Source organism: Cellulosimicrobium sp. 72-3, assembly GCF_013127315.1.
Taxonomy (GTDB): domain Bacteria; phylum Actinomycetota; class Actinomycetes; order Actinomycetales; family Cellulomonadaceae; genus Cellulosimicrobium; species Cellulosimicrobium funkei.
Genome location: NZ_CP053419.1, coordinates 648,166 through 665,991, shown reverse-complemented (window position 1 = coordinate 665,991; position 17,826 = coordinate 648,166). Strand labels below are relative to the sequence as shown.

The following is a 17,826-nucleotide window of genomic DNA, read 5'->3' as shown; positions in this document are numbered from 1 at the left end:
AGTGCGAGAGCCTGCGTCGAGACCGGAGCTGCGCCCGGGACGCGACGCTACACCGTCGGCCTCTTCAGCAGGGGTGTTCTCAGCCTGCCGCCGGGCCCGCAGCGCAGCCTCCTCCATCATCCGCGCCGCCCAGCTCGAGGAAGAGCGAACCGGCCGTGGCGTCGAGGATGCCTCGTCAGGCCGCCGTGAACCCCGCCGCGCGGCGGGCGTCGGCCGGGCTCCACAGGTCCGTCTTCACCTCGGCCTGCACGACGGGCACGACCTCCTCCGCGAACCGGCGCAGCACGTCCTCCTGCTGCGCCGCGGGGATCAGGTGGTTCACCGAGACGGACTGCAGGTCGTGCCGGTACGAGGCGTGGTAGTCGAGGATCTTCTCCGCCACGCGCTCCGGCGACCCCACGAGCGCGGGCCCGCGCTCGACGGCGTCCTCGACCGTCCGGAAGCTCGGTGCCTTCCCGACGGCGTCCGGCCCGTACCCCCGGCGCGCCGCCGCCGCGACCTGGCCCTCGTAGATCGGGCGGTACTGCTCGATCGCCTCCTCCGTCGTGTCGGCGAGGAACAGCCCGCCCGAGCCCGACCCGACGAACCCGTACGCCGGGTCGTGCCCGTGCGCCGCGTACTGCTCGCGGTAGCGGTCGATGAGCACCTGGTAGTTCTCGCGCGGCTGCAGCGCGTTGGCGCTGACGATCGGGTCCCCGTACCGGGCCGCGAGGTCGACCGCGAAGCGCGACGTCGCCGACCCGTGCCAGATCCGGAACGGCCCGGCGAACGGCCGCGGCAGCGTCGTCGCGTGCTCCAGCGCGTGGCGGTGCCGCCCGCTCCAGCTGACGTCCTCCTCCGACAGCAGCAGGCGCAGCAGCTGGTAGTTCTCCTGGAGGTACTCGTACTGCTTGTCGAGGTCCAGCCCGAGCAGCGGGTACTGCAGCACCTCGTTGCCCTTGCCGATGACGATCTCCAGCCGCCCGCGGCTCAGCTGGTCGACCGTCGCGAGGTCCTCGGCGACGCGGATCGGGTCGAGCAGCGACAGCACCGTGACGCCCGTGCTCAGCAGGATGCGCGAGGTCCGCGCGGCGACCGCGCCGAGGAGCACCGTCGGCGCCGACGACAGCACCTCTCCCGCGTGCCGCTCCCCCACCGCGAACGAGTCGAACCCGAGCTCCTCCGCCAGCACCGCCGTGTCCACGACCCGGTTCAACCGGTCGGACGGCGCGACCGCCTCCCCGGTCACGGGGTGGGGCGGGTTGAACACGATGTCGAGTACCTGGAACCGCACGGTCCTGCTCCTTGCTGTCGGTGTCGTCGTTCGGGGGGCCGGTACCGGCGCGTTCGGCAGCTCCGGCCGTGATCGGCACGCGCAGGTGCCGAACCCGACCGGAGCTGCCGAAGCGGGGCGGGGTTGCCCATCTCTCAGGCTGCGGCGGCCTCGGCGGCGGCGTCGCGCTTCGCGACCTCCTCGCGGACGAGCGGGATGACGTAGCGACCGAAGTCGACCGCGTCGTCCAGCAGGTCGTAGCCGCGGGCCGAGATCACCCGGACGCCGAGGTCGTAGTACGCGAGCAGCGCCTCGGCGACCTGCTCGGGCGTGCCGACGAGCGCGTTGGAGTTGCCGGCGCCGCCGGTGGCCTTCGCGGTCGCGGTCCACAGCGCGGTGTCGAAGCGCTCGCCCTGGGCGGCGATCTCGAGCAGCCGCTGCGAGCCCGCGTTCTCGGGCTTGTCGATCGGGTGCCGACGGCTCAGCTGTCCCCCGGCGGCGGCCTTGCGCGCCTCGATCCGGTCGAGGATGCGGTGCGCCTTCTCCCAGGCGAGCTCCTCGGTCGGCGCGACGATCGGCCGGAACGCGGCGTGGATGCGGGGCGGCGTCGCACGACCCGCAGCGGCGGCCTCCGCGTGCACGCGCGCGATCTGCTCGGCGGTGCGGTCGAGCGGCTCGCCCCAGACGGCGTAGATGTCGGCCTCGGCCGCGCCCACGCGGAACGCGGCGTCGGACGACCCGCCGAACGAGATGGTCGGGGTGCGGCCCTCGAACGGCTTGGCGTCGAGCACGAAGTCGTCGAAGTCGTAGAACGGCCCGTGGTGGTCGAACGGCTCGGCGCTCGACCAGGCCTGCTTGACAATCCGGATGTACTCGTGGGTGCGCGCGTACCGCTCGTCCTTCGTCAGCGTGTCGCCCTCGCGCCCCTGCTCGTGGTCGTTGCCGCCGGTGATGAAGTGGACGGAGAGCCGCCCGCCGGAGAGCTGGTCGAGCGTCGCGAACGTCTTGGCGGCGTACGTCGGGTAGGACACGTTGGGCCGGTGCGCGAGGAGCAGCTCGATCGACTGCAGGCGCGCGGCGGTGTGGGCGGCGAGCGCGGCGGGCTCGGGGCCGGAGGAGCCGTACGCGAAGAGGACGCGCGTCCAGCCGTTGTCCTCGTGCGCGCGCACGAGGCGCTCGAGGTAGGCGGGGTCGAACGCGGCGGTCGTGCGCTCGGTGGTCTCCGAGGCGTCGTTGATCGTGGCGATGCCGAGGAACTCGACGGGCATGAGGGTCTCCGTGGTGTCAGTGCGGGTGGTGCGTCGTGCGGTGGTGCGGGGGCCGGACGTGCAGGGCACGGTCCGGCCGCCGGCTCAGGGCCGGGCGGGCGCCGTCGGGTCCGGCGGCGCCGCGGGCGCGGCGGGCTCCGGGGCCGCCCCGACCGGGTCGGACGCCGGGAGGCCGGCCTCCTTCCACGCGGGGAAGCCGCCGTCGACGTGGGACACGTGCGTGTACCCGCGCCGCGCGAGCGCCTCGGCCACCGGCCCGGAGCCGTTCGGCGACCCGCACACGACGACGACGGGCGTGTCGAGCGAGATCACCGGGGCGTCGGCGGGGCCGAACAGCGCGTCGAGGTCGTCGCGGTCGGCGAGCGTGGCGCCGGGGATCTCGCCGTGCGCGGCGCGACCGCCGGCCGAGCGCACGTCGATCAGCAGCGCGCCGTCGGCGACCTGGGCGGCGGCGTCGGTCGCGGCCCGCAGGGGCGGGGTCGTGGTCATGGGTGTCTCCTTCGCGGGGTGGTGGCGTCAGCGGGTGGTGGCGAGCGCGGGTGCGACGGCGGGCGTAGCGGTCGTGGTCGTGGTGTCGCCGCCGCTCGGGGCGCCCGCGAACCAGTGCTCGGCGAGCAGCGCGAACGAGCGTCGGGCGTCGTCGGCGTCGTGGGTCGCGGTGGTGACGAGCAGCTCGTCCGCGCCGGTCGCGCGGCGCAGGGTCTCGAGCCGCCGCACGACGGTCTCGGGGTCGCCGACGATGCGCGTGTCGACGCGGTCGGCGACGAGCGCGCGCTCCGCCTCCGGGCGCTCCTCCCACGCGGGCGACGTGCCCGGCTCCGGGTAGGCGATCGCGCCGTCGGCGCCGCTGCGGATGGAGAGCACCCAGTCCGCGAACGGCGTCGCGAGCTCGCGGGCCCGCTCGACGGTGTCGGCGACGAGCACGTCGGCGGACACGACGACGTAGGGCTCGTCGAGCACGCCCGGCCGGAACGCCTCGCGGTACGCGGCGACGGTGTCGAGCGTCGCCGACGGCGCCACGTGGTAGTTCGCGGCGAGCGGCAGCCCGAGCTCGCCCGCGACGCGCGCGCTCTCGCCCGCGCTCGACGCGAGGACCCACAGGTCCCAGTCGGCGCCCTCGACGGGCGGGCTCACGTACGGCGTCCCGCGCTCGTCGCGGTAGCTCCCCGCGCGCAGCCCGAGCACGAGCTCGAGCTCGTCGCGGAAGCTCGCCGGGGTGCGCGACGCCCCGACGATCCGCTTCTGCGCGAGGATCCGCTCGCGCAGCACGGAGTCGTTGACGTCCGCCGGCGGCGCGCCGGGCACGTACAGCCCGTCGACGACGCGCGGCCCGGTGGCCGGCCGGGCCCGCCGCGGCGGCGCCCCGGCCCCCTTCTCCCCCGTCGGCGGCGTGAACGCCCGGCCGAGCCCGAGGTCGACGCGGCCCGGGTGGAGCGCGGCGATCGTCCCGAACTGCTCGGCGGCGACGAGCGGGCTCGTCGTGCTGAGCAGCACGGCACCGCTGCCGACGCGGATGCGCTCGGTCCGGGCCGCGACGGCGGCGGCGAGCACGGCGGGCGACGCGGAGCCGACGCCGGGCGACAGGTGGTGCTCGGCGTACCAGACGCGGTGGTAGCCGAGCCGGTCGAGGTCGCGCGCGAGCCCGACGGCGCGGCGCACCGCGTCCTGGCCCGTCGCCCCCTCGGGGACGATCGCGAGGTCGAGCACGGACAGCGGGACGCGGCCGGACGCCGGTCGCGGCCCGCCGGGGGTGGCGGTCGGGTGCGGGTGCTGGTGGGACATGGCTTCCTCTGGTGGGGTGCGGTGGCTCGGGGCGACGCGGTCGCGTGGGGCCCGCCGGGCTACTTGGACGGGAACCCGAGCGCGGCGAGCGTGGTGCGCAGGTGGGCGCGCCCGCGCAGGGCGCCGGGGACACGCAGGCGGTCGACGACGCGGTCGCGCCAGCCGCCGTCGAGCCCCTCCTCGCGGTAGAAGGGCGCGATGCGCTCCTCGTACGCCGCGACGTGCTGCTCCTGGCCGGCGGCGCGGTAGCGCTCGGCGTGCAGGACGGCGGCCTGCGGCAGCCGCGGCTTGACCCGTTCCCCGCCCGCGGGGTCGGGGTGCCCGACGACGAGCCCCACGACCGCGACGACGCCCTCGGGCAGGCCGAGCTCGGCCGCGACCTGGGCGGGGTGGTTGCGCAGCGCGCCGATGTACACGGTGCCGAGACCGAGCGACTCCGCCGCCACGACGGCGTTCTGCGCGGCGAGCGCGGCGTCGAGGAACGCGACGACCGTCGTCTCGAGGTAGTCGGTCGCCTCGAGACGGACGCCCTCGCGCTCGCCGAGGGCGCGGGCCCGTGCGACGTCGGCGAGCCAGACGAGCAGCAGCGGCGCGGTGCGCACGTGCTCCTGGTCGCCCGCGAGCGCCGCGAGCCGCGCCTTGCGCACGGGGTCGGTGACGGCGACGACGCTCCAGAGCTGGAGGTTCGACGACGTCGGGGCGGACTGCGCGGCGGCGACGAGCGTCGGCACGACGTGGTGGGCCAGCGGGTCGGTGCGGTAGCGGCGCACCGTCCGGTGGCCCAGCTGCGTCGCGAGGACGGTGCCGGGACGGTCCGCGGCGGGTGCCAGGCCCGCGGGCGCGCCGGGCGCGACGTCCTCGACCGCGGCGGGGTCGACGCCGTACCGCGCCGCGAGCGCGGCACGGGCCCCGCCGGTGTCGCGGGACGGCGCGGGGAGCGTCCCGGGGTCCGCGGCCGGAGCCGCAGCGTCCCCAGCGGCGGGTGCGGGAGCGATCGTCATGAGGCGGTCCTCTCGGGGAGTGCGGCGAGGCGGGCGAGCGCGAACCGCTCGGCGGCGGTGCCGCCGTCGGGCAGGGCGCCGGGGGCGGTCGCGAGGTCGGCGAGCACGCGCGCGACGGCCGGGGCGAACTTGAAGCCGTGGCCGGAGAACCCGGCGCCGACGACGACCGGACCGCGGCGGTCGAGCACGAAGTCTTGGTCGGGCGTCGTGGTGTAGGTGCAGCTCACGGGGACGTAGGCGTCGGGGTCGAGGCCGGGCAGCCAGGTGCGCACGTAGTCGCGCAGCGCGGCGAGCTGACCCGGCTCCGGCCGGTACGAGCGCCGGTCGGGGTCGACGACGGGGCCGACGCCGTGGAAGCCGACCTTGACGCCCTCGCCCGGGGTCGCGAGCCCGTAGACGCCGCTCGGCCACGCGGTGCCGGGACCGACGTCGTGCGTGAACGCGGGCCACCCCGCGGGCGACGCGCCGGGGGCGAGCGCGAAGTGGGCGGGCTGCTCCTGCGTGACGACGAGCGGGAGCTCATGGCCGAGCAGGCCGCCCGCCGGGGAACCCAGCAGACCCGCGCTCCACGCCCCGACGGTCACGACGACGACCCGCGCGACGACGTCGGCGCCGTCGGTGACGACGCGCACGCCCCCGGGAACGCGCTCGACGTGCCGGACGGCGACCTCGTGCCGCACGTCGGCACCCCGGGCGGCCGCCGCCCCCTGGAGGGCCGCGACGGCGCGGTCGGCGTGGAGCCGGCCGGCCGTCGCGACCTCGTGCAGCACCCGCCCCTCGAACCGCAGCCCCGGCCAGCGCTCGGCCGCGGCCGCGGGGTCGAGCCACTCGTGCTCGATCCCCCGGGCCGCGAACGCGGCGCCGATCGCCTCGGAGCGGCGCTCGGCCGCGCCGTCGCGACGCCCGTGGCTCACGCCGCCGGTCACGTCGAGGAGCTCGGTCCCGGTCTCGTCCTCGACCTCGCGCCACAGGCGGAGCGCCTCCTGCGCGAGGTCGAGGTACTCGGGCTCGGCGTACGTCGTGCGGTAGATGCGCGACGTTCCGTGCGAGGCGCCGTGCGCGTGCCCGGGCGCGAAGCGCTCGAGCAGCACGACGTCGCGCCCGCGCCGCGCGAGCTGCCACGCCGCGGCCGAGCCCATGACGCCGCCCCCGACCACGAGGTGGTCGACGTGCTGGGTGCTGGTGGTCATGCGCGGGTCACTCCGTCTTCGGCAGGCCGGGCGGGTTGGTCTGCGACTCCTCGACGGCCTCGGACTCCAGGCCCCACCGCTGGAGCACCTCGAGGTACGTGCCGTCCTCGATGGCGTGGTTGATCGCGGCCGTGATGGCCGGGGCCGCCTCGTTGCCCTTCTTGGTGGCGACGGCGATCTGCGCCGTGTCGGGCCAGCCGCCGTTGAGCGTGCCCACGACCTTGAAGTCCTGCGGGGAGATCGCCGCCTGGTACGCGAGCGACGCGTTGGGGCCGACGTACGTCTCGATGCGCCCGGACTGGAGCGCGAGCAGGACGTCCGAGAACTGCTCGTAGTACTCGGGGCCCTGGACGGGCTCGAGGCCGTCCTCCTGGTTGAGGCGGTCCCACTCGAGCACGATCTTCTCCTGGTTCGTCCCGGAGCCGACGGCGACGACCTTGCCCGCGATGTCCTCGCGCTTCGTGATCGACGTGATGTCGGAGTCGGCGCCCACGAGCCAGCCGAGCTCGTCGTTGCGGTACGTGGAGAAGTCGATGGTCTCCTTGCGCTCCTCGGTCACCGTGACGTTGGAGATCACGGCGTCGACGTCGCCCGAGCCGAGCGCGAGCGGCCAGTCGGCCCAGGCCTTGACCTCGAGGCGCAGGTCCTTGCCGAGCGCGTCGGCGACGAGCTGCGCGATGTCGGTCTCGTTGCCGATGGGGGTCTCGTCGTCGTCGGCGAGGAAGCCGAGCGGCGGCGCCGCGCCCGCGGAGATCGCGACGACGAGCTCGTCCTTGTCCTTCCAGGCGTCCGGGAGGAGCGCGACGGCCTCGGCCGACTCGGTCGTGCGGATGCGGTCCTGGTCGGGGCTCGTGCTCACGTCGAGGGCGTCCGAGACGGACGTCGTGCTCTCCGTCGTGCCGTCGGAGGACGCCGCGCCCTCGTCCGCGGCGGCCGGGGCGTCGGTGCTCACCCCGGAGCAGGCCGCGAGCGCCAGCAGGGGCACGACGGCGAGGGCGGCGAGCGCGCGGGGGGCGCGGGCGCGGGTGGTCGTTGCGGTCACGTGAGTCCTACCTCTCGGGTGGTGCGTCGGGGTGACGCAGGGAGTGCGGGTGTGCGGGACGGCCGGGCGGCCGGTCGCGGGTCACGACGGCGGGCGTCGGTGGACGTCGGGTGGGTTTCAGAGGACTTTCTGGAGGAAGGCCCGGGTGCGGTCGTGGCGCGGGTGGTCGAGCACCTCGGCGGGCGTGCCCTGCTCCACCACGACGCCGTCGTCCATGAACACGACGGTGTCGGCGACCTCGCGGGCGAAGCCGATCTCGTGCGTCACGACGACGAGCGTCGTGCCGGTGCTCGCGACGTCCTTGATGACCTCGAGCACCTCCCCGACGAGCTCGGGGTCGAGCGCCGAGGTGGGCTCGTCGAACAGGAGCACCTTGGGCCGCAGCGCGAGCGCACGGGCGATGGCGACGCGCTGCTGCTGCCCGCCGGAGAGCTGGCGGGGTCGCGCGTCGGCCTTGTCCGCGAGCCCGACGCGTTCCAGCAGCGCGCGGGCCTCGGGCTCGACGTCCTCGCGGCGCCGACGCTGCGCGGATACCGGCGCCTCGACGACGTTCTCGAGCGCGGTGAGGTGCGGGAAGAGGTTGAAGCTCTGGAAAACGAACCCGATCTGGGTGCGCTGGCCGAGGATCTCGCGCTCCTTGAGCTCGCGCAGGGTGCTGCCCTTGCGGCGGTACCCGATGAGCTCGCCGTCGAGCGAGATGAACCCCTTGTCGACCTTCTCCAGGTGGTTGATCGCGCGCAGCAGCGTCGACTTCCCGGAGCCGGACGGGCCGAGCACGACCGTCACGGACCCGGGCGGCACGGTGAGCGACACGTCGCGCAGCACCTCGAGGGTGCCGAAGCTCTTGTGGACGCCGTGGATCTCGACGAGCCCGGCGGTCGCGACGTCGGCGCTCATGCCGCACCTCCCGACGTGCGCGCGGTGCGGGTCAGCACGCCCACCCGGGCGCGGGCCGCGTACGCGGGCGGGACGGCGTCGGGCACGGGGCGGCCGGAGAGCCGCGACGCCCAGACGAGCACGGTCCACCGCGCCTTCTGGAGCGGGGTCGGGGGCAGCGTGCGCACCGCGCCCTTCGCGTAGTGCCGCTCGACGTAGTACTGGACGACCGTGATGAGCGTCGTCAGCACGAGGTACCAGATCGACGCGACGATGAGCAGCGGCACGACGCGGCCGTTGCGGCCGTAGATGACGCTGACGATGTAGAACAGCTCGCCGTACGCCAGCACGTAGACGATCGACGTGCCCTTGAGCAGCCCGATCACCTCGTTGACGGCCGTCGGGATGATGGAGCGCATCGCCTGCGGCAGGATGATGCGGCTCACCTGGCGGCGCTTGGGGATGCCGAGCGACGCGGCGGCCTCCTGCTGCCCCTGGTCGACCGAGAGGATCCCGGCCCGCACGATCTCGGCCGAGTACGCGGCCTGCGAGAGCCCGAGCCCGAGGATCGCGGCCCAGAACTTGTCGATCACGGACAGCGTGTCGAAGTACAGGAACTCCGGCCCGAAGGGGATGCCGACGCTCAGGTACGGGTACAGGTAGGCGAGGTTGTACCAGAGCAGCAGCTGCAGCAGCAGCGGCACGGACCGGAACACCCACGTGTACGTCCACGAGACCGACTGCAGGAGCGGCGAGCGCGACAGCCGCATGAGCGCGAGCACGGTGCCGAGCGCGAACCCGACGACCGACGCGACGAGCGTGAGCCGGATCGTCGCCCACGCGCCCTCGAGGATCGAGGGCCAGGTGAGGTACTGCGCGACGACGCCCCACTCCCAGCGGTCGTTCGTCACGAGCGAGCTGACGACCATGGCGAGCAGCACGGCCACGCCGGCCGTCGCGACCCAGCGGCCCGGGTGCCGGGCGGGGACGATGCGCAGGCTCTCGAGCGGCAGCGCGTCCTCGACACCGCCGCGCGGGTCGGCGGGATGCCGGCCCGACGGCGGCGCGAGCTGCCGGGACTCGTCCTGCGGGAGCGACACGGTGCTCATGGCGCGACCTCCAACCACTTCTCGAAGGCGAGCGGGCCGATCTCCTCGGGATCGGTCCCGGTGTCGAACAGGGGCGTGTAGCCCGTCGCGAGGTACAGGCCGGCGGCCTCGGGCTGGCGCGGGCCCGTCGTGAGGTACACGCGCCGGTAGCCGCGCTCGACGGCCCGGCGCTCGAGCTCGGCGAGCACGAGGCGCGCCAGCCCGCGGCGCCGGTGCGCCGAGTGCGTCCAGATCCGCTTGAGCTCGGCGGTGCGCACCGCGGGCGTCCCGTCGGCGCGGCGCGCGGCCGGCCGGGCGAGGCGCGCCGGGTCGCCGAGCTCCGGCTCGCTCCGACGGCGGAACGCGCCGCCCGCGACGGGCTCGCCGTCCTCCAGCACCAGCACGAGCTCGCCGTGCGGCGGCGCGAAGTCCTGCGCGGGGTAGTGCTCCATCTCGGCGCGGAGCTCCTCGGCGGTGAGCACGCGCTGGTACCGCGTCCAGTACTCGTGGGAGAGCTCGTCGAGGAGCGGCCGCACGAGCGGGTCGTGCATCGCGACGGACCGGACCTCGCGCGCCCCGCTCACCGTGGCGGGACGCGCGGCGACCGCGGTCACCGGGGTGCCCTCTCACCCGCGGTGACGGCGAACGGCACGTGGTTGCCCTCGACCGGCGCCGGGCACGTGCCGAAGTCGCTGAACGCGTACGGCAGGTTGACGGCCCGGTTGAGGTCGAGGCGCACGCTCCCCTCGGTGCCGGGCACCGCGTCGGCGTCCACGCGCAGGACCCGCCAGGGGGCGACGCCGTCCGCCTCGTCGCTGAAGAGCAGCGTCACCGCACCGCCCGGCGCGCCGGTGAGGGCGAGCGTCGCGCCGCGCCGGGCGCCGTCGCGCTCGACGACGAGGTCGACCTCGCCGACCGTGCGCACGTGGTGCACGAGGCCGGGCCGGGCCGCGCCGACGACGACGGGCCGCGGCGCGTCGTACCAGCGCACCGGCGCGTCGACGACCCAGGCGGCGTCGTAGGGGAACGTCGGGACGCCGTCGAACGCCGTCCGGGCCGGGGCGAGCGGGTCGCGCACGCGGACGGCGTAGCGGCCCGTGCGGTGCACGACCTCCACCGCGACCTCGCGCGTCTCGCCGCCGTCCGCCGGGTCGCCCGCGTCCCGGCCGTCCGGGAGGAACGTGCCCGCGAGCGTCGACCCGCCCTCCGCGACGACGACGGTCCCGACGACGCTGCCCGTCGTCGTCCGGACGGCGCCGCCCTCGCCCGCGCGGTGGTGCGCGCCGTCGGCGTCGGCCCACCAGAGCCCCGGGATCCCCGGGAGGGCGGCGGGCTCGGCCGGGAGCGCGTGGTACGCGACGAGGCTCAGCCAGCCATGCGGCGGGCGCAGCCCGTCCTCGCGCTCGGCGTGCCAGGCGGCCCACGCGGCGGCGTCGGGCGACGCGGACGCGACGGGGTCGGCGGGTGCGGTGGCCACGGCGCCCGTGGCGGTCGGCGTGCTCGTGCTCATGGGTCCTCCGAGGTCGGTGCGGGTGGTCGGTGCGGTGGTCGCCGCGGTGCCGGCGGCGGTCAGCCGACGAGCTCGGCGGGGTGCGCCGTCGTGGGCTCGCCGTCGCCTCGCGTCGCGCCGGGGCGGGCGAGGCCGAGGTGCTCGCGCAGGGTCGTGCCCGCGTACTCCGTGCGGAACGAGCCGCGCTCCTGGAGCAGCGGGACGACCTGGTCGAAGACGTCGTCGAGCCCGCCCGGCGTGAGGTGGGGCACGAGGATGAAGCCGTCGGAGGCGTCCTCCTGGACGTGCCGGTCGATGTCGTCCGCGACCTGCTGCGGCGTGCCGACGAACCCGCCGCGCGACGTCACCTGGATGACGAGCTCGCGGATCGACCACCCGTTCGCCTCGGCCTGCTCGCGCCACGCCGCGGCGACCGCCGCCGGGTCCTTCGCGTGCCGCACCCGGCCGCGCGTGATCGACAGGTTCTCGGTGTCGGGGTCGACGTCGGGCAGCGGGCCCTCGGGGTCGTACGCCTCGAGGTCGCGGCCCCAGACCTGCTCGAGGAACGCGATCGCCGTCGGGCCCGAGACCTGCTGGAGCCGGATCTCCCGGGCGCGCTCCTCCGCCTCGGCGGGCGTGTCGCCCAGCACGACGACGGTCGCGGGCAGGATCTTCAGGGAGTCGCGCTCGCGCCCGTGCGCCGCGAGCCGCCCCTTGACGTCCTCGTAGAACGCGCGCCCGGCGTCGAACGTCGAGTGCGCGGAGAACACGACGTCGGCCGTCGCGGCGGCGAAGTCGCGCCCGTCGGCCGAGTCGCCCGCCTGGAACAGGACGGGGTGGCCCTGCGGCCCGCGCGGCGTCTCGAACAGCCCGACGACGTCCGCGTACGTCCCGTGGTGCGCGACCGGCCGCACCGCGCCGGGCCGCAGGAACTCGCCCGCGATCCGGTCGGCCAGCACCGCGTCGTCGTCCCACGAGTCCCACAGGGCGCGCGCGACCTCGACGACCTCGGCCGCCCGCGCGTACCGCTCGGGGTAGGGCAGGTACCCGCCGCGGCGGAAGTTGGCGCCCGTGAAGGCGTCGGGGCTCGTCACGAGGTTCCACGCCGCGCGGCCCTCGGAGAGCAGGTCGAGGGTCGCGAACTGCTTCGCGAGCTCCCACGGCTCGTTGAACGTCGTGTTGATCGTGCCCGCGAGGCCGAGCCGCTCCGTGGCGGCGGCGAGCGCGGCGAGGACGGGCAGCGTGTCGGGGCGGCCGACGACGTCGAGGTCGTGGATGCGGCCCTTGTGCTCGCGCAGGCGCAGGCCCTCGGCGAGGAAGAAGAAGTCGAGCTTCGCGTCCTCGGCACGGCGCGCGAGGTGCTCGAACGACGCGAAGTCGATCTGGCTGCGCGAGCGGGGGTCGCTCCACACGGTGGTGTTGTTGACGCCCGGGAAGTGGGCGCCGAGGTGGATCTGCTTGCGGGGTCGGGTGCTCATGTCGCGTCCGTCCGGGCTCAGGCGATCGCCGCGTAGCGGTTCGCGGGGTGCGGGAGGCCGAGCGTGTCGCGCAGCGTCGTGCCCGGGTACGCGGTGCGGAACAGGCCCACGCCCTGGAGCAGCGGCACGACCCCGTCGACGATCGCGTCGAGGTCCGTGCTCAGCGACGACGGCCGCAGCAGGAAGCCGTCGGCGGCACCGGCGTGCGCCCACTCCTCGACCGTCGCCGCGAGGTCGCGCGCCGTGCCGACGTGCGTCAGCGAGTCGGTGTCCCACGAGACGCCCTCGAGGTCCTCGAGCAGGTCGAGGCGGGCCTGCGCGCTCGCGCGCGTGTCCCCCACGACGACGTACGCGTCCACGAGGACCCGCAGCCCGTCGGGGTCGCGCCCGGCGTCCGCGGCGGCGTCGCGCACCTGCGCCCGCAGCGCGACCGCCTCGTCCCGCGTCGCCGCGCGGACCCGCACGACGTCGGCCCGCCGGGCCGCGAGGTCGAGCGACGCCGGCGTGCTCGCCCGCACGACGACGGGCGGCTGGCCCTGCGGCGGGCGCGGCGTGATCGACGGCCCCTTGACCGCGAACCGGATGCCCTCGTGGTCGACGTAGTGCAGCTTCTCGCGGTCCACGAACCGGCCCGTCGCGACGTCGCGGATCTCGGCGTCGTCCTCCCACGAGTCCCAGAGCCGCGTGACGACCTCGACCGCCTCGTCGGCCTCGGCCACGGCCTCGGGCTCGTCCTGGGCGCCCTTGCGTCCGAAGGCCGCGGCCTCGGCCGGGGTCGTGGACCACCCGACCTGCCATCCCGCGCGGCCGGAGCTCACGTGGTCGATCGTCGCGACCGCCTTGGAGACGTGGAACGGCTCGGTGTGCGTGGTGGTGACGGTCGGGACGAGGCCGATGCCCGCGCTGCGCGGCGCGAGCCGGGACGCGACGAGCGCGGCGTCGAGCCGGCCGCGCACGGACCCGTTGCGGCCCGGCTGGAGGGTGAACGCGTCGTCGAGCGTGACGAGGTCGAGCAGGCCGCGCTGGGCGGTGGCCACGAGCTCGACGAGGCGCTTGGCGTCGAACAGGCGCTGGGCCTGGGAGCCTACGGTCCGCCAGGCGGCGGGGTGCGCACCGGCGTCGGTGAGGTCGACGCCCAGGTGGACGGTACGGGCGGGGCGGGGGTCGGGCATCGCGAGGATCCGTTCTGGGACAGGCGCCGGCCGCGCGCTCAGGGCGCGGCGGGGTGCCGGGGGTGGGCAGGGTCGCCCCGCCGCGGGGCGGCAGGGCGGGGCCGGGAGGCCGGAGGGAGGCCCGTCAGGGCGTGCGCGCGGGGGCGCGCGGCGTCAGGAGCGGGGCGTCGTCAGCGACAACAGGTGACGCGCGCGGGGGCGCCGACCGGACAGGAGACGACGGCCGCACCGCGGACCGGACAGGGGCACGTCGGCGCGTGCGGGGTGCTCACCGCGGTGCTCGACTCTCGCCGGTCCATCGTCCGTCTCCTTCGTGCCCGTCTCCGGGCGCCGCGTGTTGCCCCGCACCGCGCAGGTCGCGCGACGCGGGACCTGGTCCTCACCCGGGGCACCCCGCCACGCGGGAGGGTTGCCGTCCGACGAGCCGGGGCTTCGCGTCGGAGCTCATGACCATGTCCTGTGCCGGGGTCCGTGGACCTCGGTTGCCGGGAACCTACGAGCGGTCGGAGAGGGTGTCAACGCACCGCCGGGACCTTCCCACATACTGGACTCGATCGGTCAACTTTGAGCAGCAGAAGTGCCCGTTTGCACCGAGTGCATCGATGCACCTAGTGTCAAGAGGTGCCTCTCCTCCCCGGACCCGAGCGCCCGACCGCGCCCGCGACGGGCGCCGTGACCCCGGACGCGCCGAGCGCGGACGTCCCCGGCCCGGACGCCGCGGCCCCCGACCGTCGCGCTGCCCTGCGCGCGCGCCACCGCCGTGCGATCGTCGCCGCCGCCGCGTCGCTCATGGAGGAGAAGGGCGGCGCGCGCTTCACCGTCGACGAGCTCGCGGCCCGCGCCGACGTCGCGCGCCGCACGATCTTCAACCACTTCGCGTCGCTCGACGACGTCGTCGTCGAGGTCTGCGAGGACGTGCTGGGCAGCGTCGTCGAGACGCTCGGGGCGAGCGCGGCCGAGCCGGGCACCGACCGCCCCACGCCCCTCGACGACGTCACCGCGGCGCTGCGCGGCACGGACCTCGTCGGCCCCATGGCCTACCTCACGCGCGCCCTCGGCGGTACCGCGACCGAGCCCACGCCGCGCGTCACGACGATGGTCGTGCGCACCTTCACCCACCTCGCCGAGCGCCTCGTCGCGGCGACCACGCGCCGGCACCCGGACGTCGACCCGCTCGAGATCGAGATGCTGGTGGGCGCGCTGATGGCCGGGGTCCTCGTCATCCAGCGTCGCTGGTGGGCCGAGACCGGCGCCGCCGACGACGACGCCTCGCGCGCGGTGTGGTCGGGCCTGCTCGACCGCCTCGTCGAACGGATCCGCGCCGGCTGGGCGGACCCCGTCTGACGCGAGCCGCACCCTCCCCGCGACCACCTCTCCCGCAGCACCGCACCCGCCACCCCGGGCGCACCCGCCACCGGACTCCCACCGAAGGACCCTCATGGCTGAACTCCTCTACCGCCTCGGCCGCGCGTGCGCGCGCCGCGCGCGGACCGTCCTCGCCGCGTGGCTCGCGGTGCTCGTGCTCGCCGGGGCGGCGTTCGTCGCGTTCGGCGGCACGCTCGCGAGCAGCTTCTCGATCCCCGGCACCCCCACCGCGGACGTCACCGAGCGCCTCCAGACCGCGCTGCCCGAGGCGTCGGGCGGGAGCGGCACGATCGTCCTCGCGACGCAGGACGGCGCGCCGTTCACACCCGAGCAGGAGGCGGCGATCGCGGACCGCTTCGCCGCGGCGGAGGAGGTCGACGGCGTCGCGTCGGTCGTCGACCCGTTCGCGACGCAGGAGGAGCTCGCCGACCAGCGGAAGCAGATCGACGACGGCCGCACCCAGATCGCCGCGGGACGCGAGCAGATCGAGGACGGCCGCGCGCAGCTCGCCGCCGCGCAGGAGCAGGTCGACGCCGCGCGCGCCCAGCTCGACGCGGGCCAGGCCCAGCTCGACACCGCACGTGCCCAGGCGGAGGCCGCGGGCGCGCTGGAGCAGGCGGCGCCGCAGCTCGACGCGCAGCAGGCCGAGATCGACGCGGGCCGCGCCACGCTCGAGTCGCAGGCCACGACGCTCGACCAGCAGGTCACCGCGCTGGAGGACCAGAGCGCGACGCTCGAGGAGCAGTCCGCGCAGCTCGAGCTCTCCGCTCCCCTGCTCGACATGGCGTCCGACATCCGCCTCGTGTCCACGGACGGGAGCGCGGCGGTCGCGAACGTGACGTTCACCGAGCCGAACATGAGCATCGACCAGCAGACGAAGGACGACCTCGTGGCCGTCTTCGCCGACGACCCGGTCGACGGCGTCCAGACCGACTTCTCGTCCGACATCGCCCAGGGCGTGCCGCAGGTGTTCGGCGTGGGCGAGGCCGTCGGCCTCGTCGTCGCGGCGATCGTGCTCGTCGTCATGCTCGGGACGCTCGTGGGCGCCGGCCTGCCGATCCTCACGGCCCTCATCGGGGTCGGGATCGGCGCCCTCGCCGCGATGTCGCTGTCCGGGGTGGTGGAGATGTCGTCGGTGACGCCGGTGCTCGGCCTCATGCTGGGCCTCGCCGTCGGGATCGACTACTCGCTGTTCATCGTCAACCGGCACCGGCGCCAGCTCAAGCAGGGCGACGAGCTGCACGAGTCGATCGCGCTCGCGAACGGCACGTCGGGCAACGCGGTCGTGTTCGCCGGGGCGACGGTGCTCATCGCGCTGCTCGCGCTCAACGTCACCGGCATCCCGTTCCTCGGCCTCATGGGCACGGTCGGTGCGCTGTGCGTCGCGATCGCCGTCCTCATCGCCGTCACGCTCACGCCGGCCCTGCTCGGCATGATCGGCCCGCGGATCCTCAGCCGCCGCGAGCGCGCCGCGCACGCCGGGCCCGCCGCGTCGTCGGGCGCCTCGACGGGCGCGTCGACGGGCGCGTCGGCCGGGACCGCGTCGTCGGAGCCGGGCGCCGCGGGCGGCCTGCCCGCCGCGGAGCCCGTGCGCCCCATGTCGACCGTCCGCGCGGTGGGAACGGCCCTGCTCTCCGTCGTCGCGCTCGGCGTGATCGCCCTGCCCGCGCTCGACCTGCGGACCAACCTGCCCGACGGCTCGTCCGAGGCGCACGACTCCACGCAGTACCGCGCGTACTCGACCGTCGCCGAGGAGTTCGGCGAGGGCACGAACGGGCCGCTGCTCGTCGTCGCCGACCTGCCGGGCGAGCCCACCCAGGCCGAGGCGCTCGAGTACCAGGTCGGCGTGGCCGAGGAGCTGTTCGCCCAGGACGACGTCGTGGCCGTCGCGCCGATCGGGACGTCCGAGGACCGCACGGTCGCGGCGTTCCAGGTGATCCCGGCCGAGGGCCCGACGAGCGAGTCGACCGAGGAGCTCGTGCACGCGCTGCGCGCCCTCGAGCCGCTCGACGGCGAGGTCACGCTCGGCGTCGCGGGCTCGGCCAGCGGCAACATCGACATCTCGGAGAAGCTCGCGCAGGCCCTGCCGATCTACCTCGCGGTCGTCGTCGGGCTGTCGCTCGTCATCCTCGTGCTCGTGTTCCGGTCGATCTTCGTGCCGGTCGTCGCGACGCTCGGGTTCATCCTGTCGTACTTCGCCGCGCTCGGCGGGGTCGTCGCGATCTACCAGTGGGGCTGGCTCGCGGGGGTGTTCGGCGTCGAGACGCCGGGCCCGATCCTCAACTTCCTGCCCACGATCCTCGTCGGCATCCTGTTCGGCCTCGCGATGGACTACCAGCTCTTCCTCGGCTCGGGGATGCGCGAGGCGTACGCGCACGGCGCCCCCGCGCGCGTCGCGATCGTGCAGGGCGTCCGCGCGGGCCGGGCCGTGGTGACGGCCGCGGCGATCATCATGATCTCCGTCTTCGGCGGGTTCGTCTTCTCGCACAGCGCGATGATCCGGCCCATCGGGTTCGCGCTCGCGTTCGGTGTGCTGGTCGACGCGTTCGTCGTGCGGATGCTGCTCGTCCCGGCGCTCATGCACCTCGTGGGCGACAAGGCGTGGTGGCTCCCCCGCTGGCTCGACCGCATCCTGCCCGACGTCGACGTGGAGGGCGCCGCGCTCGAGCGCCGGCACCCGCACCACCTCGACGGGTCGACCGACCCGGCGGCCCAGGGCGGCGCGCACGACGCCGGCACCGAGCCGGGCACCACCGGCCCGGACGCGACCGAGCCGGAGACCGCGCGCGGCTGAGGCCGCGGAGCCCCCACCGGACCCGGTGC

General features: G+C 75.4%; 15 protein-coding genes and 1 riboswitch. Of the genes, 2 read left to right on the top strand and 13 right to left on the bottom strand.

Annotated features, from left to right (window positions below; genetic code table 11):
- Positions 1 to 175: 175 nt before the first annotated feature.
- The 13 genes from HKK73_RS02975 to HKK73_RS02915 all read right to left on the bottom strand — a co-directional run bounded on the left by HKK73_RS02975 (position 176) and on the right by HKK73_RS02915 (position 13,638).
- Complete coding sequence (locus HKK73_RS02975) at positions 176 to 1,273, bottom strand: LLM class flavin-dependent oxidoreductase (RefSeq protein WP_171467411.1); 1,098 nt, start codon at positions 1,271 to 1,273, stop codon at positions 176 to 178.
- 134 nt (positions 1,274 to 1,407) lie between these two features.
- Positions 1,408 to 2,520 (bottom strand): LLM class flavin-dependent oxidoreductase, encoded by a 1,113-nt coding sequence (locus HKK73_RS02970; protein WP_171467410.1) that lies wholly within the window; start codon positions 2,518 to 2,520, stop codon positions 1,408 to 1,410.
- A gap of 84 nt (positions 2,521 to 2,604) precedes the next feature.
- Entirely contained in the window at positions 2,605 to 3,009 is a 405-nt protein-coding gene (locus tag HKK73_RS02965; RefSeq protein WP_171467409.1) for a rhodanese-like domain-containing protein, read from the bottom strand.
- Positions 3,010 to 3,036: 27 nt separating this feature from the next.
- Positions 3,037 to 4,302, bottom strand: coding sequence for an LLM class flavin-dependent oxidoreductase (locus HKK73_RS02960; protein ID WP_171467408.1), 1,266 nt, complete (start codon positions 4,300 to 4,302; stop codon positions 3,037 to 3,039).
- A 59-nt stretch (positions 4,303 to 4,361) separates the two neighbouring features.
- The gene (locus HKK73_RS02955; protein ID WP_171467407.1) at positions 4,362 to 5,303 is read right to left on the bottom strand and encodes an NADPH-dependent oxidoreductase; all 942 of its coding nucleotides are present in this window, start codon (positions 5,301 to 5,303) and stop codon (positions 4,362 to 4,364) included.
- Positions 5,300 to 6,493 (bottom strand): FAD-dependent oxidoreductase, encoded by a 1,194-nt coding sequence (locus tag HKK73_RS02950; protein ID WP_171467406.1) that lies wholly within the window; start codon positions 6,491 to 6,493, stop codon positions 5,300 to 5,302. Before HKK73_RS02950 ends, HKK73_RS02955 begins: the two co-directional genes overlap by 4 nt.
- A 7-nt stretch (positions 6,494 to 6,500) precedes the next feature.
- Positions 6,501 to 7,535, bottom strand: a complete 1,035-nt coding sequence (locus tag HKK73_RS02945; RefSeq protein WP_171467405.1) for an ABC transporter substrate-binding protein — start codon at positions 7,533 to 7,535, stop codon at positions 6,501 to 6,503.
- 117 nt (positions 7,536 to 7,652) lie between these two features.
- Entirely contained in the window at positions 7,653 to 8,432 is a 780-nt protein-coding gene (locus tag HKK73_RS02940; protein ID WP_021482208.1) for an amino acid ABC transporter ATP-binding protein, read from the bottom strand.
- On the bottom strand, positions 8,429 to 9,520 hold the full coding sequence (locus HKK73_RS02935; protein ID WP_076403581.1) for an amino acid ABC transporter permease: 1,092 nt from the start codon (positions 9,518 to 9,520) through the stop codon (positions 8,429 to 8,431). Before HKK73_RS02935 ends, HKK73_RS02940 begins: the two co-directional genes overlap by 4 nt.
- Positions 9,517 to 10,113 carry a GNAT family N-acetyltransferase gene (locus HKK73_RS02930; protein WP_253705764.1) on the bottom strand — a complete coding sequence of 199 codons (597 nt, stop codon included), beginning with the start codon at positions 10,111 to 10,113 and terminating at the stop codon, positions 9,517 to 9,519. The genes HKK73_RS02935 and HKK73_RS02930 overlap by 4 nt, the downstream gene beginning before the upstream one ends.
- Positions 10,110 to 11,009: a DUF1684 domain-containing protein gene (locus tag HKK73_RS02925; RefSeq protein ID WP_085386609.1), complete on the bottom strand. Its 900-nt coding sequence runs from the start codon at positions 11,007 to 11,009 to the stop codon at positions 10,110 to 10,112. Before HKK73_RS02925 ends, HKK73_RS02930 begins: the two co-directional genes overlap by 4 nt.
- Positions 11,010 to 11,068: 59 nt before the next feature.
- A complete protein-coding gene (locus HKK73_RS02920) occupies positions 11,069 to 12,466 on the bottom strand; it encodes an NtaA/DmoA family FMN-dependent monooxygenase (RefSeq protein ID WP_171467404.1) in 1,398 nt (465 codons plus the stop codon).
- Positions 12,467 to 12,483: 17 nt separating this feature from the next.
- Complete coding sequence (locus HKK73_RS02915) at positions 12,484 to 13,638, bottom strand: LLM class flavin-dependent oxidoreductase (protein WP_171467403.1); 1,155 nt, start codon at positions 13,636 to 13,638, stop codon at positions 12,484 to 12,486.
- Positions 13,639 to 13,982: 344 nt separating this feature from the next.
- Positions 13,983 to 14,090, bottom strand: a riboswitch (SAM riboswitch).
- Between the two features lie 169 nt (positions 14,091 to 14,259).
- Here HKK73_RS02915 and HKK73_RS02910 point away from each other — a divergent pair.
- The gene (locus tag HKK73_RS02910) at positions 14,260 to 14,982 is read left to right on the top strand and encodes a TetR/AcrR family transcriptional regulator (protein WP_253705762.1); all 723 of its coding nucleotides are present in this window, start codon (positions 14,260 to 14,262) and stop codon (positions 14,980 to 14,982) included.
- A gap of 94 nt (positions 14,983 to 15,076) precedes the next feature.
- The gene (locus tag HKK73_RS02905; RefSeq protein ID WP_171467402.1) at positions 15,077 to 17,797 is read left to right on the top strand and encodes an MMPL family transporter; all 2,721 of its coding nucleotides are present in this window, start codon (positions 15,077 to 15,079) and stop codon (positions 17,795 to 17,797) included.
- Positions 17,798 to 17,826 lie beyond the last annotated feature (29 nt).

What these genes read in the sequence shown, in the direction of transcription:
- HKK73_RS02970 (WP_171467410.1), bottom strand. Translation starts at nt 2,520, where the DNA reads ATGCCCGTCGAGTTCCTCGGCATCGCCACGATCAACGACGCCTCGGAG.
- HKK73_RS02965 (WP_171467409.1), bottom strand. Translation starts at nt 3,009, where the DNA reads ATGACCACGACCCCGCCCCTGCGGGCCGCGACCGACGCCGCCGCCCAG.
- HKK73_RS02960 (WP_171467408.1), bottom strand. Translation starts at nt 4,302, where the DNA reads ATGTCCCACCAGCACCCGCACCCGACCGCCACCCCCGGCGGGCCGCGA.
- HKK73_RS02955 (WP_171467407.1), bottom strand. Translation starts at nt 5,303, where the DNA reads ATGACGATCGCTCCCGCACCCGCCGCTGGGGACGCTGCGGCTCCGGCC.
- HKK73_RS02950 (WP_171467406.1), bottom strand. Translation starts at nt 6,493, where the DNA reads ATGACCACCAGCACCCAGCACGTCGACCACCTCGTGGTCGGGGGCGGC.
- HKK73_RS02940 (WP_021482208.1), bottom strand. Translation starts at nt 8,432, where the DNA reads ATGAGCGCCGACGTCGCGACCGCCGGGCTCGTCGAGATCCACGGCGTC.
- HKK73_RS02935 (WP_076403581.1), bottom strand. Translation starts at nt 9,520, where the DNA reads ATGAGCACCGTGTCGCTCCCGCAGGACGAGTCCCGGCAGCTCGCGCCG.
- HKK73_RS02925 (WP_085386609.1), bottom strand. Translation starts at nt 11,009, where the DNA reads ATGAGCACGAGCACGCCGACCGCCACGGGCGCCGTGGCCACCGCACCC.
- HKK73_RS02920 (WP_171467404.1), bottom strand. Translation starts at nt 12,466, where the DNA reads ATGAGCACCCGACCCCGCAAGCAGATCCACCTCGGCGCCCACTTCCCG.
- HKK73_RS02915 (WP_171467403.1), bottom strand. Translation starts at nt 13,638, where the DNA reads ATGCCCGACCCCCGCCCCGCCCGTACCGTCCACCTGGGCGTCGACCTC.
- HKK73_RS02905 (WP_171467402.1), top strand. Translation starts at nt 15,077, where the DNA reads ATGGCTGAACTCCTCTACCGCCTCGGCCGCGCGTGCGCGCGCCGCGCG.